At 67.8% G+C, this 15710-nt stretch carries 12 protein-coding genes; 5 read left to right on the forward strand and 7 right to left on the reverse strand.

Translation table 11 applies throughout. The annotated features are described in order from the left end of the window. The first annotated feature begins 75 nt into the window (after positions 1-75). On the forward strand, positions 76-2784 hold the full coding sequence (gene ppc, locus ACIGII_RS01570; protein WP_399635386.1) for a phosphoenolpyruvate carboxylase: 2709 nt from the start codon (positions 76-78) through the stop codon (positions 2782-2784). Between the two features lie 220 nt (positions 2785-3004). Here ppc and ACIGII_RS01575 read toward each other — a convergent pair whose 3' ends face one another. From ACIGII_RS01575 to metK, 3 genes are all read right to left on the reverse strand, one after another. Then, on the reverse strand, positions 3005-3508 hold the full coding sequence (locus ACIGII_RS01575; RefSeq protein WP_282247617.1) for an acyl-CoA thioesterase: 504 nt from the start codon (positions 3506-3508) through the stop codon (positions 3005-3007). A gap of 16 nt (positions 3509-3524) precedes the next feature. Next, positions 3525-4745, reverse strand: coding sequence for a hypothetical protein (locus tag ACIGII_RS01580; RefSeq protein WP_399635383.1), 1221 nt, complete (start codon positions 4743-4745; stop codon positions 3525-3527). 110 nt (positions 4746-4855) lie between these two features. Then, entirely contained in the window at positions 4856-6067 is a 1212-nt protein-coding gene (metK, locus tag ACIGII_RS01585; protein ID WP_399635381.1) for a methionine adenosyltransferase, read from the reverse strand. A gap of 247 nt (positions 6068-6314) precedes the next feature. Here metK and ACIGII_RS01590 point away from each other — a divergent pair, with 247 nt between their 5' ends. Next, the gene (locus ACIGII_RS01590; RefSeq protein ID WP_399635378.1) at positions 6315-7358 is read left to right on the forward strand and encodes a metal-dependent hydrolase; all 1044 of its coding nucleotides are present in this window, start codon (positions 6315-6317) and stop codon (positions 7356-7358) included. A gap of 82 nt (positions 7359-7440) precedes the next feature. Here the strand turns inward: ACIGII_RS01590 and ACIGII_RS01595 are convergent, their stop codons facing one another. The 4 genes from ACIGII_RS01595 to ACIGII_RS01610 all read right to left on the reverse strand — a co-directional run bounded on the left by ACIGII_RS01595 (position 7441) and on the right by ACIGII_RS01610 (position 11766). Beyond that, positions 7441-8265 (reverse strand): methyltransferase domain-containing protein, encoded by an 825-nt coding sequence (locus tag ACIGII_RS01595; protein WP_399635376.1) that lies wholly within the window; start codon positions 8263-8265, stop codon positions 7441-7443. A gap of 43 nt (positions 8266-8308) precedes the next feature. Beyond that, positions 8309-9301, reverse strand: coding sequence for a tRNA dihydrouridine synthase DusB (gene dusB / locus ACIGII_RS01600; protein ID WP_399635374.1), 993 nt, complete (start codon positions 9299-9301; stop codon positions 8309-8311). 184 nt (positions 9302-9485) lie between these two features. Beyond that, a complete protein-coding gene (locus ACIGII_RS01605; RefSeq protein ID WP_399635372.1) occupies positions 9486-10442 on the reverse strand; it encodes a ribokinase in 957 nt (318 codons plus the stop codon). A 25-nt stretch (positions 10443-10467) separates the two neighbouring features. After that, positions 10468-11766, reverse strand: coding sequence for a NupC/NupG family nucleoside CNT transporter (locus tag ACIGII_RS01610; protein ID WP_399635370.1), 1299 nt, complete (start codon positions 11764-11766; stop codon positions 10468-10470). Positions 11767-11978: 212 nt separating this feature from the next. Between ACIGII_RS01610 and ACIGII_RS01615 the strand changes: the two genes are divergently transcribed. The 3 genes from ACIGII_RS01615 to ACIGII_RS01625 all read left to right on the forward strand — a co-directional run bounded on the left by ACIGII_RS01615 (position 11979) and on the right by ACIGII_RS01625 (position 15707). Continuing rightward, positions 11979-12953, forward strand: a complete 975-nt coding sequence (locus ACIGII_RS01615) for an aldo/keto reductase (RefSeq protein WP_399635368.1) — start codon at positions 11979-11981, stop codon at positions 12951-12953. Between the two features lie 205 nt (positions 12954-13158). Continuing rightward, entirely contained in the window at positions 13159-13356 is a 198-nt protein-coding gene (hemP, locus tag ACIGII_RS01620) for a hemin uptake protein HemP (RefSeq protein WP_068849295.1), read from the forward strand. 158 nt (positions 13357-13514) lie between these two features. Continuing rightward, the gene (locus ACIGII_RS01625; protein ID WP_399635365.1) at positions 13515-15707 is read left to right on the forward strand and encodes a TonB-dependent hemoglobin/transferrin/lactoferrin family receptor; all 2193 of its coding nucleotides are present in this window, start codon (positions 13515-13517) and stop codon (positions 15705-15707) included. Positions 15708-15710: the final 3 nt, after the last annotated feature.

Raw genomic sequence — 15710 nt, forward strand, 5'->3', positions numbered from 1 at the left:
TTTGCGCGGCAGGGATTGCCGCGCAATCTGGGTTAGGCTTGATGCGATTCCGTTCCCGAGGCCAGTGCGTCGCAGATGAACGAGTACCGCAGCAGCATCGTCTTTGCCACCCCCGACATTCCCCTGCGTGACGACGTGCGCCGACTCGGCGCACTGGTCGGCGACCTGCTTGCCGAGCAGGTCTCCACGCAGTTCTTCGATGATGTGGAACAGGTGCGTACCCGCGCCATCGCGCGCCGTGAAAGCGAGGCGCCGCTGTCCGACCTCAACGATGCGTTGACCGGGCTGCCGCCCGAACGCGCCGAAGCGATGGTGCGTGCGTTCAGCACCTACTTCCAGGTGGTCAACATCGCCGAGCGGGTGCACCGCATCCGTCGCCGTCGCGATTACCAGCGCGCCGGCACCGCGCCGCAGCCCGATGGCCTGCAGGATGCACTCCAGCAGCTCAAGGCGCAGGGCGTTACCCTGGAGGAGCTGGCCAGCTGGCTGCCGCGCATCGACATCGAACCGGTGTTCACCGCGCACCCGACCGAAGCGGTGCGCCGCGCCCTGCTGGAAAAAGAACAGCTGATGGTGGCCAGCCTGGTCGACAACCTCGACGGCCAGCGCACCCCGGGCGAGGCCGCGGCCGATGCGGCGCGCTTCCGCATGGCGCTCACCGCGTCCTGGCAGACCACCGATTCCTCGCCGGTACGCCCCACCGTGGACGACGAGCGCGAACACGTCGGCTTCTACCTGGTGCAGGTGCTGTACCGGGTGATTCCGGTGCTGTACGAATCGCTGCAGCAGGCCCTGCTCGATACCTACGGCGGCAGCGTGCCGCTGCCGCGCCTGCTGCGCTTCGGCACCTGGGTGGGCGGCGACATGGACGGCAACCCGAACGTGGATGCCGGCACCATCCGCAGCACGCTGGATGCGCAGCGCCAGGCGGTGCTGGGGCGTTACCAGAAGGACCTGCTGCAGCTGGCCAGCCTGCTCAGCCAGTCCACCGAACGGGTAGCGGTCAGCGACGCGCTGCAGGCCCGGGTGGCGCACTACCAGCAGCTGTTGCCGGGCGTGGTCTCGCGCCCACGCCATGCCGACATGCCCTACCGCCTGCTCAACGACCGCATGCGCGCACGGGTGCAGGCCACGCTGGAGGATGCCGACGGCGCCTACGCCTCGCCGCAGGAACTGGAGGAGGACATCACCCTCATCCTCGACAGCCTGCAGGCGAACAAGGGCGACCACGCCGGTGGGTTCGCGGTGCGCCGGTTGTTGTGGCGGGTGCGTACCTTCGGCTTCCATCTGGCGCGGCTGGATGTCCGCCAGGAATCGAGCGTGCATGGGCGCGCGCTGGCCAGCGTGCTGGATGGCCAGGACGCCTGGGACGCCGCGGACGCGATCACCCGTGCGCACCGCCTGGCGCCGTTTGCCAGCGGCGAACAGGCGCTGCCCGCGAGCACGGAGGAGGGCGGTGAGCGCCTGGACGCGGTGTTCGCCGCGCTGGCCGATGCCCGGCGCCGGCATGGGGCCGACGCCCTGGGCAGCTACATCATCTCGATGGCGCACGACCGCAGCGACGTGCTGGCGGTGCTGGCGCTGGCGCGCCGCGGCGGGCTGGTCGACGACACCGGGGCGGTGCCGCTGGACATCGCCCCGCTGTTTGAAACCGTGGACGACCTGCAGCGCGGCACGGACACGCTGCGCGACCTGCTGGCCGACCCGGTGTACCGCGCCCACCTGGCCGCGCGCGACGACGTGCAGATGGTGATGCTGGGCTATTCGGACAGCGGCAAGGACGGCGGCATCGCCGCGTCGCGCTGGGGCCTGCAGCGCGCCCAGGTGGAGCTGTTGGACCTCGCCGCGGAAAGCGGCATCCGGCTGACCTTCTTCCACGGCCGTGGCGGCTCGATCAGTCGCGGCGGTGGCAAGACCACCGACGCGGTGGACGCGTCGCCGCGCGGCAGCATCGACGGCCGCCTGCGCGTGACCGAACAGGGCGAAGTGATCCACCGCAAGTACGGCATCCGCGCGCTGGCGCTGCGCTCGCTGGAACAGTCCACCGGCGCGGTGCTGCGCTCCAGCCTGCGCCCGCGTGCGCCGGAGCCGCGTGAAGCGCAGTGGCGCCCGGTGATGGATCTCGTGGCAGCGAAGAGTGCCGGGGCGTATCGCGCGTTCGTGGGCCAGCCCGATTTCATGCAGTACTTCCGCCAGGCCACGCCGATCGACGTGATCGAGCGGATGACCCTGGGCTCGCGGCCGTCACGGCGGCTGGGCCAGGATGCGGCGCTGGGCAACCTCCGCGCGATTCCGTGGGTGTTCGCCTGGAGCCAAGCGCGCGCGGTGATTCCGGGCTGGTATGGCGTGGGCAGCGGACTGCAGGCGGCGATCGATGCCGGGCATGCGGAGACGCTGCAGCAGATGGCGCGCGACTGGCCGTTCTTCAGCACCTTCCTGGACGATATCGCGATGGTGCTGTCCAAGGGCGACATCACCATCGCCGAGCAGTTCTCACGCCTGGCCGGTCCGCTGCATGCGCGGTTCTTCCCGCAGATCCAGCGCGAACTGGCGCTCACCGGCAGGCAGATCCTGGCCATCACCGGGCAGGACGGGCTGCTGCAGCACGACCAGCGCCTGGCGCTCTCGATCCGCCTGCGCAACCCCTACATCGACCCGATCAGCGTGCTGCAGGTGGACCTGCTGCGTCGCTGGCGGGAGAGTGGCGGCGAGGATGACGAGGTGCTGCGCGCGCTGGTGGCGTGCGTCAACGGCGTCTCCCAGGGCGTCCAGAACACCGGGTAACGCACGTATCGACCAACGGTCGATACCTACCGGCATTGCGTCGTGGTCAGATACGCCACCGCCGGTAGGTCACGACCGTTGGTCATGACGCCCGCAACGCCCCGGCGGTAGGTCACGACCGTTGGTCGTGACGCCCGCAACGCCCCGGCGGTAGGTCACGACCGTTGGTCGTGACGCCCGCAACGCCCCGCCGGTAGGTCACGACCGTTGGTCGTGACGCTTATTCCGGCGACGGCGGATTGGACGCCAGCAACTCACGCTGGCGCTGCTCCATCTCCGCCCGCAACTGCCGGCGCAGCAACGCGGCGGCCTGGCGGCGGCGCTGGTCGCTCGACTCCAGCTGCAACGGCGGTACCGGGGTCGGCTTGCCATCGTCATCGACGGCTACCATGGTGAAGAAGCAGCTGTTGGCATGGCGCACGCTGCGCTTGAGGATGTCCTCGGCCACCACTTTCACCCCGACTTCCATCGACGAGGTGCCGGTGTAGTTCACCGAGGCCAGGAAAGTGACCAGCTCACCGACCGCGATCGGTTCGCGGAAGGTCACCTGGTCCACCGACAGGGTGACCACGTAGCGACCGGCATAGCGGCTGGCGCAGGCATAGGCGACCTGGTCGAGCAGGCGCAGGATCGCCCCGCCATGGACCTTGCCGGAGAAGTTGGCCATCTCCGGCGACATCAGCACGGTCATGGTCAGCTGGTGGGATTTGATATCGGTAGGCATGGGGAAAGTGTAGCGCTCAGCGTCCCTCCAGCTGCACCAGCAGGTCCTCTGCGGGAAAACCGCGGGTCAGGTAGCGCGGCGGGTGCAGGTGGCGCGGATCGGGTTCCAGCAGGTGGCCGATGATCGGCATTGCCGTCTCCCACGGAACGCGGATGATGCGGGATTCATCTTCTGTGGGAACCACGAGCGCCAGATGGTCCGCGCGGGGCAGGGACGCGTCCACGCCCTGCGCCCAGCTGGCAATCGAGAATACGTCGCTGCCGCTGGCATAGACAAGGAAGCTGGCCACGAACACATTGATGCCCTGGGCCGCATGCACGCGCTCAAGCAGCTGTTTCTGGGCCTGGTAGGCGTCCTGGCGGAACGACAGGCGCAGCCTGTGCTGTTTGGCGCGAAGTTCGGCCGTCGCCGGTTGGCGTACCGTGATGCGGCCTTCGTCATCGTGGCAGAGCAGTTCCGGGGAGATCGCGCGTCCCGCCTTGATCTCCTCCAGCGCGATGTCGAACATCGCGCTTTGTGCCGCCTCGTCGTCTTCCCCGGCGACCATCATCAGGTCGCGCGTGGCCAGCAGAAATACGGGTCGTCCCCCCACCGGCACCCGGTTCACCAGCTCGGGCAGCAGGGCGCGGCTGCTGTCATAGCAATCTGCCCACGCGGCGCGGAACAGGCCCGGGCTGAGCGGGACGAAATCCACCGGGTCGATGTCGCGCAGGTTGCGGCGCGCAATGTCGAGCGCCTCATGCAATGAAACGCCCCATTCCGGCGAAGGGCCCTCCTGCCGGGTCACCATGTGCTCGGCATGATCGATGGCGATCAGCTCCACACACTCCTCGGTGAGCTGACGATACTGCAGGGTGTCGGGGGCGTCCCATCCTTTTTCCGCGAAGGCGTGCAGGCGGATCTGCTCCAGCTGGGAGAGGTTGCGGATGACGGGGCGCAGCAGGGGCCGTAGTTCGTCCCATCCGCCCTGCTGGTCCTGGCCATTGCTGGCGTGCAGGGCGCGCACGAACTGGGCCAGTGCCTGCTGCTGCTTGCCACGCGGTGCATCCACGTAGGCGCGATGTGCGTTGTGCAGGTTGAAGTAGGAGCCCTCACCCACCTGGACCCGGAACAGCTCAGCATCGTAGGTCAGCGGCCGGGTGACACCGCTGCGGCGGGCGGCGTTGATGAAGCGTTCGGCGAATGCGTCGTTGCCGGGGGTGTCCTTGAACCATTTATCCAACAGCGTGGAGAGCATGAGCGAGCGTCCTTGGTCGATTGCGACATGCTCGCTTGGGGAGGCGGTGGTTTGCAATGGGCAAAAAAAAGGGCCGCTTCCGCGGCCCTTCTTCTTGCTTCAGTTTCGTCTTATTTCAGTTTCGCATCGGCGCGCAGGGCGGCAGCGCGGTCGGTCTTCTCCCAGGAGAAGGCCGTGGCGTTGACCGTGTCACCGGCAGCGTTGAGGTAGCTGAAGTCCTTCGGCTTGCGGCCGAAGTGACCGTAGGCCGCCGTCTGCTGGTACATCGGGTGGATCAGGTCGAGCATCTTGATGATGCCGTACGGGCGCAGGTCGAAATGCTTGCGGATCAGCTTTTCGATCTTGTCATCGCTGATCTTGCCGGTGCCGAAGGTGGTGACCGAAATCGAGGTCGGCTCGGCCACGCCGATGGCGTAGGAGACCTGCACTTCGCAACGGTCGGCCAGGCCGGCAGACACGACGTTCTTGGCCACGTAACGGGCCGCATAGGCCGCCGAACGATCGACCTTGGACGGATCCTTGCCCGAGAACGCGCCGCCACCGTGACGGGCCCAGCCGCCGTAGGTGTCGACGATGATCTTGCGGCCGGTCAGGCCGCAGTCGCCCACCGGGCCGCCGATCTCGAACTTGCCGGTCGGGTTGATGTGGAACTTGGTGCCCTTGTGCAGCCACTTGGCCGGCAGCACCGGCTTGATGATCTCTTCGCGGACGGCCTCGATCAGGTCCTTCTGCTTGATCCCCGGGGCATGCTGGGTCGACAGCACCACGGCATCGATGGCGGCCACTTCGCCGTTTTCATAGCGCAGGGTGACCTGGCTCTTGGCGTCCGGGCGCAGCCACGACAGCGGCGAGTTCTTCTTCTTGCGGATCTTGGCCTGCTGCTCGACCAGGCGGTGCGACAGGTGGATCGCGGCCGGCATGAAGCTGTCGGTTTCGTTGGTGGCATAGCCGAACATCAGGCCCTGGTCGCCAGCGCCCATTTCTTCGGGCTTCTTGCGGTCCACGCCCTGGGCGATGTGCGGCGACTGCTTGCCGATCAGGTTCAGCACGCCACAGGTGGCGCCGTCGAAGCCGACGTCGGAGCTGTCGTAGCCGATGTCCAGGATCACCTTGCGGGTCAGCGCTTCCAGGTCGATCCAGGCGGAGGTGGTGATTTCACCGGCCACGATCGCCACGCCGGTCTTGACCATGGTTTCGCAGGCCACGCGGGCACGCTGGTCCTGGGCAAGGATCGCGTCCAGCACCGCATCGGAGATCTGGTCGGCAATCTTGTCCGGATGGCCTTCGGAGACCGATTCGGAGGTGAACAGGTAGCTGGACATCAGGCGTAATATCCTTTGATTCGGATGGAAAGATGGGCGCGAATGATACACGGCAAGTCGCGCCATTGCATTGTGGCCCAGCGGGGGTTGCCCGTGGTTAAGCCGGCGTGCCCACCGGCAAGGCCCGCCGCACGGCGATTCCCCCCCAGCGTCGCGGCCCAGCGTTCCACCAGCGTGACAACGCCGCCCAACCCGCGCGATATGCCCCTGCGCCCGTAAACCCGCTTGCGTCCCGTACCATCGCCCCATGGATTCCCTAAGCCAGATCGTCCTCGGCGGCGCCGTAGCCGCCGCCATCGCCCCCGCCGGCCACCGCCGTGCCGCCCTGCTTGCCGGCGCCGCGCTGGGCACCCTGCCGGACCTGGATGCCCTGCTGCTGGCCTTCACCGCCACCGACCCGGTGGCATTGATGACCGAGCACCGCAGCTACAGCCACTCGCTTCTCGTGCTGCCGTGGGTGGCGCTGCTGGTCTGGTGGGTCTTCAAACGCTTCGGCCACGGCCGGGTAGCCCAGTCGCCCGCACGCTGGTTCTGGGCGATCCTGCTGGCGCTGATCACCCACCCCCTGCTGGACGCGTTTACCGTGTACGGCACCCAGCTGTGGTGGCCGTTCACGCCCCCACCGACCATGTGGTCCAGCGTCTTCATCATCGACCCGCTGTACACCGTGTGGCTGCTGCTCGGCTGCATCGTGGCGTGGTTCGCGCGCAGCCGGCCGCTGGCGCAGAAGGCGCTGCTGGCGGGGCTGGTGCTGAGTACCGGGTACCTGGGCTGGTCACTGCTGGCCAAGCAGCAGGTCGACCGCGAGGCGGACCGCGCACTGGCGGCGTTGGGGCTGGGCGATGCGCCGCGCTTTTCGGTGGCCACCCCGTTCAACACGTTGCTGTGGCAGGTGGTGGCGATGACGCCGGGCGGGTATGTGATCGGCGAACGCTCGGTGGTCGCCGACCACGGCCCGATGACCTTCCGCGGCTACCCATCCAACGTGCAGGCGTTGCGCCAGGCCGCGCACGTTCCGGCCGTTGCCCGATTGAACTGGTTCAACCGTGGCTTCATGCGTGCGCAGGTGGTCGATGGCCGGCTGCAGCTGAGCGACCTGCGCATGGGGCTGGAACCGGACTACACCTTCACCTTCGCGGTGGCGCGCGCCGACGGCGGGCGCTGGGTGGCGATCCCCCCCGAGCAGCTGCGCCCGGCATACGACGGCGAGCAGGGCCGGGCCCGCGCCAAGCGCCGCCTCGGGGCGCTGTGGCAACGCATCTGGCACGCCCCGCAGACGCCGGACCGGTAAGTAGAGCCGACTGTCAGTCGGCTGCCGGCGACCAGCCGACTGACAGTCGGCTCTACCGCCGTCAGCAGTACCCGCCATTTTTTCAGTACACCGTGGCGCGTGCCTGCACGAACGAGAAGAAGAACACGGCGTTCGGGTCGTTCTGCACCAGGCTGAACTCGCGGCGCATGCCGTCCACCGTTTCCTGGTCGACCAGGCCCGCCTCCAGCAGCGGGTCGGCGGCCGACAGCAGCACCTGCTCCCAGAACGCGATCATGGTCTTGCGCCGGGCCGGGTCGCGGTTGTCCAGGTGGATGGTCTTGATCTCGGTCTGCACGTCGCGGAAGCCCCCGGCCAGCAGCAGGTTGCCCAGCTTGGCGCCGACGAAGGGGTCGCCGCCGTGGTCGTACTGGAAGTCGTTGAAGGCCATCCAGTAGCGCCAGATATGCGGCGAATACGGATCGAGCAGGAACGAGGCGTTCATCACTTCGGTGACGTACACCGGCGAACCCGGCACCAGCACGCGGCGCACTTCGCTGAGCACGCGGGCCGGGGAGGGCACGTGTTCAAGCACCCAGCACAGGAAGGCGGAATCGAAGTCGCGGGCGCCGAAGGGCAGGTTGCCGGCGTCGGCCTGCAGCAGGGTGTATCGCTCGCTGCACCAGGGGGTCTTCTCCAGGTTGCGGCGGGCGGTGGCCAGCTGGGCGTCGCTGAGGTCGACTCCGGTGACATGCAGGTCGGGGAAGCGGCGCAGCAGGATCTCGGTCTGCGCGCCGACGCCGCTGCCGACTTCGAGCAGGCGCCTGGCGCCGCTGTAGTCGATGGCGTTGAAGATGGTCGGCTCCAGCAACCGGGCCTGGGTGACCAGGCGGTGCTGTTCGGTGTCGGAGAAGCCGTGCAGGTAAGTGGGGGCGGCAATCGGGGTCATGGCGGCGGTCGCGTGGCGCCGGGCGGGGCCCGGCCAGGGAGGATCAGGCAGCGGAGGACAGCGGTTCGCCGGCGGCCAGTGCGGTGAAATAGTCGGTGGTCAGCGCGATCTGGGCGGCAGCATCGTCGGCGCGGTTGACCACGGCACGGAAGGCGGCATTCTCCGGCCGGTCCTTGGCGTACCAGCCCAGGTGCTTGCGGGCGATGCGCACGCCCTGCGGTTCGCCGTAGAAGGCGTGCAGGGCATGCAGGTGGCCAAGCAGGAGGTCGCGCACTTCGTCCAGCGACGGCGGCGGCAGCAGGCTGCCGGTGGCCAGGTAGTGGGCCACTTCGCGGAAGATCCACGGGCGGCCCTGTGCGGCGCGACCGATCATCACCGCGTCCACGCCGGTGTGTGCCAGTACGTGCGCGGCCTTCTGCGGCGAATCGATGTCGCCGTTGGCGATCACGGGAATGCGCAGGGCGGCCTTGATCGCGGCGATGGTCTCGTACTCGGCGCTGCCGGTGTAATGCTGGTCGCGGGTACGGCCGTGAACGGCGAGGGCGGCGATGCCGCTGTCTTCGGCGATGTGGGCGATGCGGGGGCCGTTGCGGTGGTCGCAGTCCCAGCCGGTGCGGATCTTGAGGGTAACGGGCACATCGACGGCGCCAACGACGGCGCCGAGGATGCGCGCCACCAGGTCCTCGTCACGCATCAGCGCCGAGCCGGCCCACGCGTTGCAGACCTTCTTGGCCGGGCAGCCCATGTTGATGTCGATGATCTGGGCGCCATGGTCGACGTTGTAGCGGGCGGCATCGGCGAGCTGCCGGGGTTCGGTGCCGGCGATCTGCACGCTGATGGGGTCGGGTTCGCCGGCGTGGTCCATGCGGTGGATGGACTTGCGGGTGGTCCAGAAGCGCGGATCGGAGATGGTCATCTCCGAGGCGGCCAGTCCCGCGCCCAGCCATTTGCACAGCAGCCGGAACGGCTTGTCGGTGACGCCGGCCATGGGGGCCAGCACCACGTTGGGCTGGATGGTGTAGGGACCAATCTGCATGCGGCCATTGTAGTGCCGGCCCAGGGCCGGCAACCACGCAATCCGCGGTGATCCCGCCCCATGTTCAGGCCGATCCGGAAGGCCCTGATGCCGTACCGGCATGAGCAGATGCTTGACGGTTGCTTCCAGCGCCCCCGCGGCTACGCGATGGTAGGCGGTTCAAACCAGAACCGGCCCCGCGGATTTACACGTCCGCCGGCGTGAAATGCGGCATCGCCACGGCGGCACCTTCCTTTTCGGTGGAGCGGCCGGCGAACTGGTTGGCGAAGCGGACGTGGCGCGAGAAGGCGGCGTCGGGGTCCTGGGCCAGCGAGGCAACCAGGGCGCCATTGAAGGCATCGCCGGCGCCGGTGGTGTCCATCACCTGGACCTGTTCGGCGCCCACGCGGTAATACGGCTGGGTGTCGCCACGCAGGGTTTCCTCGGCGTGCGAGACGAACACACCCACCGCGCCGAGGGTGACCACCACGGTACCGTTGCCGACCAGCTTGCGGCACAGGGCGTGCAGGCTGGCACCGTCGAGGGCGGCGACGTCGTCGGCGTCCACGCGCTCGCCGACGTGGCGGCCAAGCAGGGCGGCGAACTCGGTTTCGTTGGGGGTGAGGATGTCGGCCAGCTTGAGCAGGCCGATGCTGGACGGGGCGTCGGCCGGGGCGGCATTGAGCACGGTGGTGACGCCGGCCTCGCGGGCGATGGCCAGGGCCGCTTCGATGGTTTCCACCGGCGATTCAAGCTGCGCCAGGACGACCTTGGCGCCGGTCAGCAGCGCGCGCTGCTGGTCGACGTAGCCGGTGCTGAGCGCGGCGTTGGCGCCGGGGCCGATCACGATGGTGTTGCGGCCACGGCTGTCGACATAGATGCCACCGGTGCCGGTTGGTTCGCTGCTGGCTTCGGCGGTGAGGGCGAAGCCGTCCTGTTCGGCCAGGCCACGCGCCATGGCGCCACCGGCGTCATCGCCGAGGGCGCACAGGAAGGTGGTCGGGGCGCCGGCGCGGCGGGCGGCCACGGCCTGGTTGAAGCCCTTGCCACCCGGGCCGGTGCTGTAGCGGCCGGCGATGGTCGCACCCGGGGCCGGGAGCGACTCACAACGCCAGACATGATCCACGTTGAAGGAACCGACAACGACGACACTGCTACTCATAAAGTTTGTTTCTCTAAAACGGATATCAGCTGAAATGCGTCAGCACGCCGGCGATGGTCGCCGTCATGAAGGTGGCGATGGTACCGCCGAGCACGGCGCGCAGGCCGAACCTGGCCAGGTCGTGGCGACGTTCCGGGGCCAATCCACCAATACCACCGATCTGGATGGCGATCGAGCTGAAGTTGGCGAAACCGCACAGGGCGTAGGTGGCGATCAGGCGGCCTTCGGCCGACAGCGACACGCCGGGCACCTGGCCGTTGACGATTTCCGACAGCTTGGAATACGCCACGAACTCGTTGATGACCACCTTCTGGCCGATCAGCGAACCCACCGTGGTGGCATCGGCCCACGGGGTACCGATCACCCAGGCGATCGGGGCCAGCAGGTAGCCGAAGATGGTCGACAGGTCGGTCGGGCGGCCCAGGGCAGCCTGCAGGCCGGTCACTTCGCCCAGCCAGGTCAGCGGGGCATTGAGCAGGGCGATCAGGGCGATGAAGGCCAGCAGCATGGCGCCGATGTTCAGCGCCAGCTTGAGGCCGTCGCCGGCGCCGGCGGCGGCCGCGTCGATGATGTTGCTGGAGGTCTTCTCCACTTCCATCTTGACGGTGCCACGGGTCAGCGGGGTGCCGGTTTCGGGCACCAGCAGCTTGGCCACCACCAGGGTGGCCGGGGCGGCCATGATGCTGGCGGCCAGCAGGTGCTTGGCGTAGAAGGCCTGCTGCACCGGGTCGCTGCCGCCCAGCATGCCCACGTAGGCGGCCAGCACGCCGCCGGCGATGTGCGCCATGCCGCCGATCATCATGGTGATCAGCTCGGACTGGGTCATCCGGGCGATGTACGGGCGCACGGTCAGCGGTGCTTCGGTCTGGCCGATGAACACGCTGGCGCAGACGCTGGTGGTTTCCGCGCCGGACACGCGCATCACCTTGGTGATCGCCCAGGCCATGCCGCGCACGATCATCTGCATCACGTTGAGGTGGTACATGACCCCCATCAGCGCGGAGAAGAAGATGATGGTGGGCAGCACCTGGAAGGCGAAGATGAAGCCGAACCGGCTGGTATCCATCAGGCTGCCGAAGATGAAGCCGGAGCCTTCGTTGACGAAGCTCAGGATCTTGACGAAGCCCTTGCCGAGCGCATCGAACACGTCGCGGCCGCCGGGGACCAGCAGGACCAGCGCGGCGAACGCGATCTGCAGGGCGATACCGGTGACCACCAGGCGCCAGTCGACGGCGCGCTTGTTGTTGGAGAACAGCCAGGCGATGCCGATCAGCACTGCCAACCCAAAGAGGCCGAAGCCAATCCTGCCCAAACCTTCGACCATGAGACTCCCCTGGGGCGCCGCGAAAAACGGGAAGCCTAGAGCAGCGGCAGGGGCGGAGCAAGGAAAAGCAGCGTGCAGGGGGCGATTGGCCGCGATCGGGCAAGCAACGACAAGGGGCGCGCTGGCCGCGGCTACACTGGTGGGCCGCGTCCGGGCCACGCTCCGGCGCACCGCAACGCGTTCAGCTTTCCCCTTTTCCGCAGGAGAATCACATGCACTACCGTCGCCTTGGCTCGTCCGGCCTGAAGCTGTCGGCCCTGTCGTTCGGCGCCTGGGTCACCTTCGGCGACCAGATCGGGCGTGACGAGGCCCGCAACCTGGTCGCCTGCGCCTGGGACCATGGCATCACCTTCTTCGACAACGCCGAAGGCTACGCGCGCGGCCGCGCCGAGCAGGTGATGGGCGATGTCATCGCCGACCTGCGCCTGCCGCGCGACGGGGTTTGCGTATCCAGCAAGGTGTTCTTCGGTTCGGTCGAGGACCCGCGGCCCACCCAGCACGGGTTGTCGCGCAAGCATGTGACCGACGCCTGCCACGCGGCGCTCAAGCGCCTGCGGGTGGACTATCTGGACCTGTATTACTGCCACCGCCCGGACCAGGACACGCCGATCGGTGAGACGGTACGGGCGATGGACACCCTGATCCGGCAGGGCAAGGTGCTGTACTGGGGCACCTCGGAATGGTCGGCGGCGCAGATCCAGGAAGCGGTCGACTTCGCCCGCGCGCACAACCTGCACCTGCCGACGATGGAACAGCCGCAGTACAACCTGCTGCACCGCGGGCGGGTCGAGCGGGAATACGCGCCGCTGTATGCCGACCCCGGCCTGGGTACCACGATCTTCTCGCCGTTGGCATCGGGCCTGCTCAGTGGCAAGTACAACGGCGGCTTCGACCCGGCGTCGCGGCTGGGCCAGGGCCAGATGGGCTGGCTCAAGGACATGGTGCTGGGCGATCCGGCCGAGCAGCGGCTGCACAAGGTGCGTACCTTCACCGCGCTGGCCGCCGAACTCGGCCATGCGCCGGCACCGCTGGCCATCGCCTGGTGCCTGCGCAACCCCAACGTCTCCAGCGTGATCCTCGGCGCCAGCCGGGTCGGCCAGCTGGAGCAGAACCTGGGCGCGCTGCAGGTGCTCGAGCAGGTCGCGGACGCCGACTGGACCCGCATCGAAGCCGTCTTCGCCCCCTGACAGACGTCCCGTAGCCCCACGCCCTGCGTGGCTTCCCGGTGCCCGATCGCCCCGGACCGCCACGCAGGGCGTGGCTCTATCCATAGGCTGCGTCAATCGAATATTGGAAATCGATCATCAATTCCATCAATGAATATGAGAATGGTTGTTGATTGTAAATTGAGAATCATTATCATTTGACTCGTCCCTCGCACGAGTCCAGACAATGAACACTCAAGCTGCTGTACTGCTGCGCCCCGAAACGCTGACCCTGCGCGACCGCCCGGTCCGTGCCGTCCCGGCCGAAGAAGTGATCGACAGCGAGGCCCTGCTGAAGGGGCGCCGCGAGATCCTGATCCAGCACGGCGACCGCTTCTATCGCCTGCGCCATACCAGCAACGACAAGCTGATCCTCACCAAGTAACGGCCCGCCTCCCCCACGGGATGCACCCGCGCGGCCGTACGGGTGCACCGCCGGCCGCCGCCTGACCGCTCTCTCCCCCTCGGCACGTCGCCTGCGACCTCACGGTCCCGGCGTCTGTCGGGGGTCTCCTTCCGCGTCCAGCGAACTCTGTCCACCCCATGACCCGTCCGACCGTTCTGAGCCTTGCCGTGTGGCTGGCGCTGCCGCTTGCCGCCCACGCCGCCCCCGCCAGCCCCGACGCCGCCGATGCGCGCGACTTCGACCGCGTGCAGGTCACTGCCACCCGCACCGAACGCGCGCTCAGCGACGTGGCCGCCACGGTCGATGTGATCGACCGCGAGCAGCTGGATGACCACCTGGTCCGCGACATCAAGGACCTCGTCCGCTACGAACCGGGTATCTCGGTGACCCGCAGCCCGGCGCGCTTCGGCCTGGGGGGATTCCGCATCCGCGGCCTGGACGGCAACCGCGTCCTGGTCCAGACCGACGGCATCGCCATGCCGAAGGCGTTCAGCATCGGCAGCTTCTCCGACGCCAACCGCAACTTCACCGACCTGGAAACGCTGAAGCGGGTCGAGATCGTGCGCGGCCCGGCCAGTGCGCTGTATGGCTCGGACGCCCTCGGCGGGGTGGTCGCGTTCGTCACCAAGGATCCGGCGGACTACCTCGAACACGGCAAGGACGCCTACGTCGGCCTGAAGTTCGGCTACGACGGCGACTGGAACGGACTGCTCGGCAGCGCCACCACGGCCTTCGGTGGCGATCGCTGGAGCGGCATGGTGAACGTCAACCATCGCCAGGGCCAGGAAACCGAAAGCATGGGCGAGGTGCGCAGCAGCGACCGCACCCGCACCGCCGCCAACCCGCAGGAGCGTGACGGTCGCAGCGTGCTGGGCAAGCTGGTGTACGCGCCCAGCGACGACCAGCGTTTCCGCCTCACCGTGGAAGGCAACGAAGACCGCGTGGACACCGACGTGCTGTCGGCCATCGACCACACCACCACCACCGGCATGCAGGCGCGCGACCACCAGACCCGGGCGCGGGTGTCGTTCGCCCACGAAATGGACACTCTCGCGGCCGGCTTCGCCGACAGCCTGTCCTGGCAGCTGTACCGGCAGGACAGCGAAACCACCCAGCGCACCGACGAACAGCGCGCCAACCGCAGCACCCGCCACCGCGAATTCAACTTCGACCAGCGTGTGTACGGCCTGCAGGCGGCATTCCACAAGGCGCTGCAGACCGGTGCGGTCGACCACGCGCTGACCTATGGTGTCGATGGCACCTGGACCGAAACACGGCAGAAGCGCGACGGCTACCAGGTCCTCGCCAATGGCCAGACCAGCACCACGATCCTGCCCGATGCCTTCCCGGTACGCGATTTCCCGATCAGCAGGACCACCGAGCTTGGCCTGTACGCGCAGGACGAGATGCAGTTCGCCGACGGCCGCTTCTCGCTGGTGCCGGGCGTGCGCGTGGACCACTACGAACTGCGCCCGGATGTCGACGCGATCTTCGCGGCCGACAACCCGGGCATGCCGGTGTCCGACCTGACCAAAACCAGCGTGTCGCCGAAGCTGGGCATGGTCTGGCGCTTTGCCGACGACTGGTCGCTGTTTGCCGGCTACGCGCACGGCTTCCGCTCGCCGCCGTACAACGACGTCAACCTCGGCTTCACCAACGTGATGTTCGGCTACACCGCCATTCCCAACCCGGACCTCAAGCCGGAAACCAGCGATGGCCTGGAACTGGGCGTGCGCTTCATCGCGCCGGCGGCGTACGTGAGCCTGAGCGGCTACTACAACGACTACAAGGACTTCATCGAATCGCAGCGCCAGGTCGGGATCAACCCGCAGGGTCTGATCGTGTTCCAGTCGCAGAACATCGCCGATGCCGAGATCTACGGCGCCGAACTCAAGGCCGGGGTCGATTTCGGCCAGCTCAGCAGCACCCTGGACGGCTGGTCGATGAACGGCGCGGTGGCCTGGTCGCGTGGCCAGGACAAGACCGAAGACGTGCCGCTGGAATCGATCGATCCGCTGCGTGGCACGCTGGGCATCGCCTTCGATCGCGACGGCTGGGGCGTGGAACTGCTGGGCACCTTCGCCAGGCGCAAGGACCGCATGGCCAGCGCCACTGCGTTCCGTCCGGCCGGCTACGGCGTGCTGGACCTGGTGGCGCACTGGGAGTTCGCGCCGGGTGCGAAGTTCAACGTCGGCGTGTTCAACCTGGGCGACCGCACGTACATCGATTACGCATCGATCACCTCCGCGCTGGCCAGCAACAGCACCGTGATCGACCGTTACACCAACCCTGGCCGGAACCTGTCGGCCAGCCTTGCCGTGAGCTGGTAGCCA

Origin of the sequence: Stenotrophomonas sp. NPDC077420 (assembly GCF_044543385.1) — a bacterium.
Classification (GTDB): Bacteria; Pseudomonadota; Gammaproteobacteria; order Xanthomonadales; family Xanthomonadaceae; genus Stenotrophomonas.

Bases quoted from the DNA above. Each gene is read 5' to 3' on its own strand.
- ACIGII_RS01575 (WP_282247617.1), bottom strand. From the start codon at position 3,508: ATGCCTACCGATATCAAATCCCACCAGCTGACCATGACCGTGCTGATG.
- hemP (WP_068849295.1), top strand. From the start codon at position 13,159: ATGAACACTCAAGCTGCTGTACTGCTGCGCCCCGAAACGCTGACCCTG.
- metK (WP_399635381.1), bottom strand. From the start codon at position 6,067: ATGTCCAGCTACCTGTTCACCTCCGAATCGGTCTCCGAAGGCCATCCG.
- dusB (WP_399635374.1), bottom strand. From the start codon at position 9,301: ATGCAGATTGGTCCCTACACCATCCAGCCCAACGTGGTGCTGGCCCCC.
- ppc (WP_399635386.1), top strand. From the start codon at position 76: ATGAACGAGTACCGCAGCAGCATCGTCTTTGCCACCCCCGACATTCCC.
- ACIGII_RS01580 (WP_399635383.1), bottom strand. From the start codon at position 4,745: ATGCTCTCCACGCTGTTGGATAAATGGTTCAAGGACACCCCCGGCAAC.
- ACIGII_RS01605 (WP_399635372.1), bottom strand. From the start codon at position 10,442: ATGAGTAGCAGTGTCGTCGTTGTCGGTTCCTTCAACGTGGATCATGTC.
- ACIGII_RS01595 (WP_399635376.1), bottom strand. From the start codon at position 8,265: ATGACCCCGATTGCCGCCCCCACTTACCTGCACGGCTTCTCCGACACC.
- ACIGII_RS01615 (WP_399635368.1), top strand. From the start codon at position 11,979: ATGCACTACCGTCGCCTTGGCTCGTCCGGCCTGAAGCTGTCGGCCCTG.
- ACIGII_RS01590 (WP_399635378.1), top strand. From the start codon at position 6,315: ATGGATTCCCTAAGCCAGATCGTCCTCGGCGGCGCCGTAGCCGCCGCC.
- ACIGII_RS01625 (WP_399635365.1), top strand. From the start codon at position 13,515: ATGACCCGTCCGACCGTTCTGAGCCTTGCCGTGTGGCTGGCGCTGCCG.
- ACIGII_RS01610 (WP_399635370.1), bottom strand. From the start codon at position 11,766: ATGGTCGAAGGTTTGGGCAGGATTGGCTTCGGCCTCTTTGGGTTGGCA.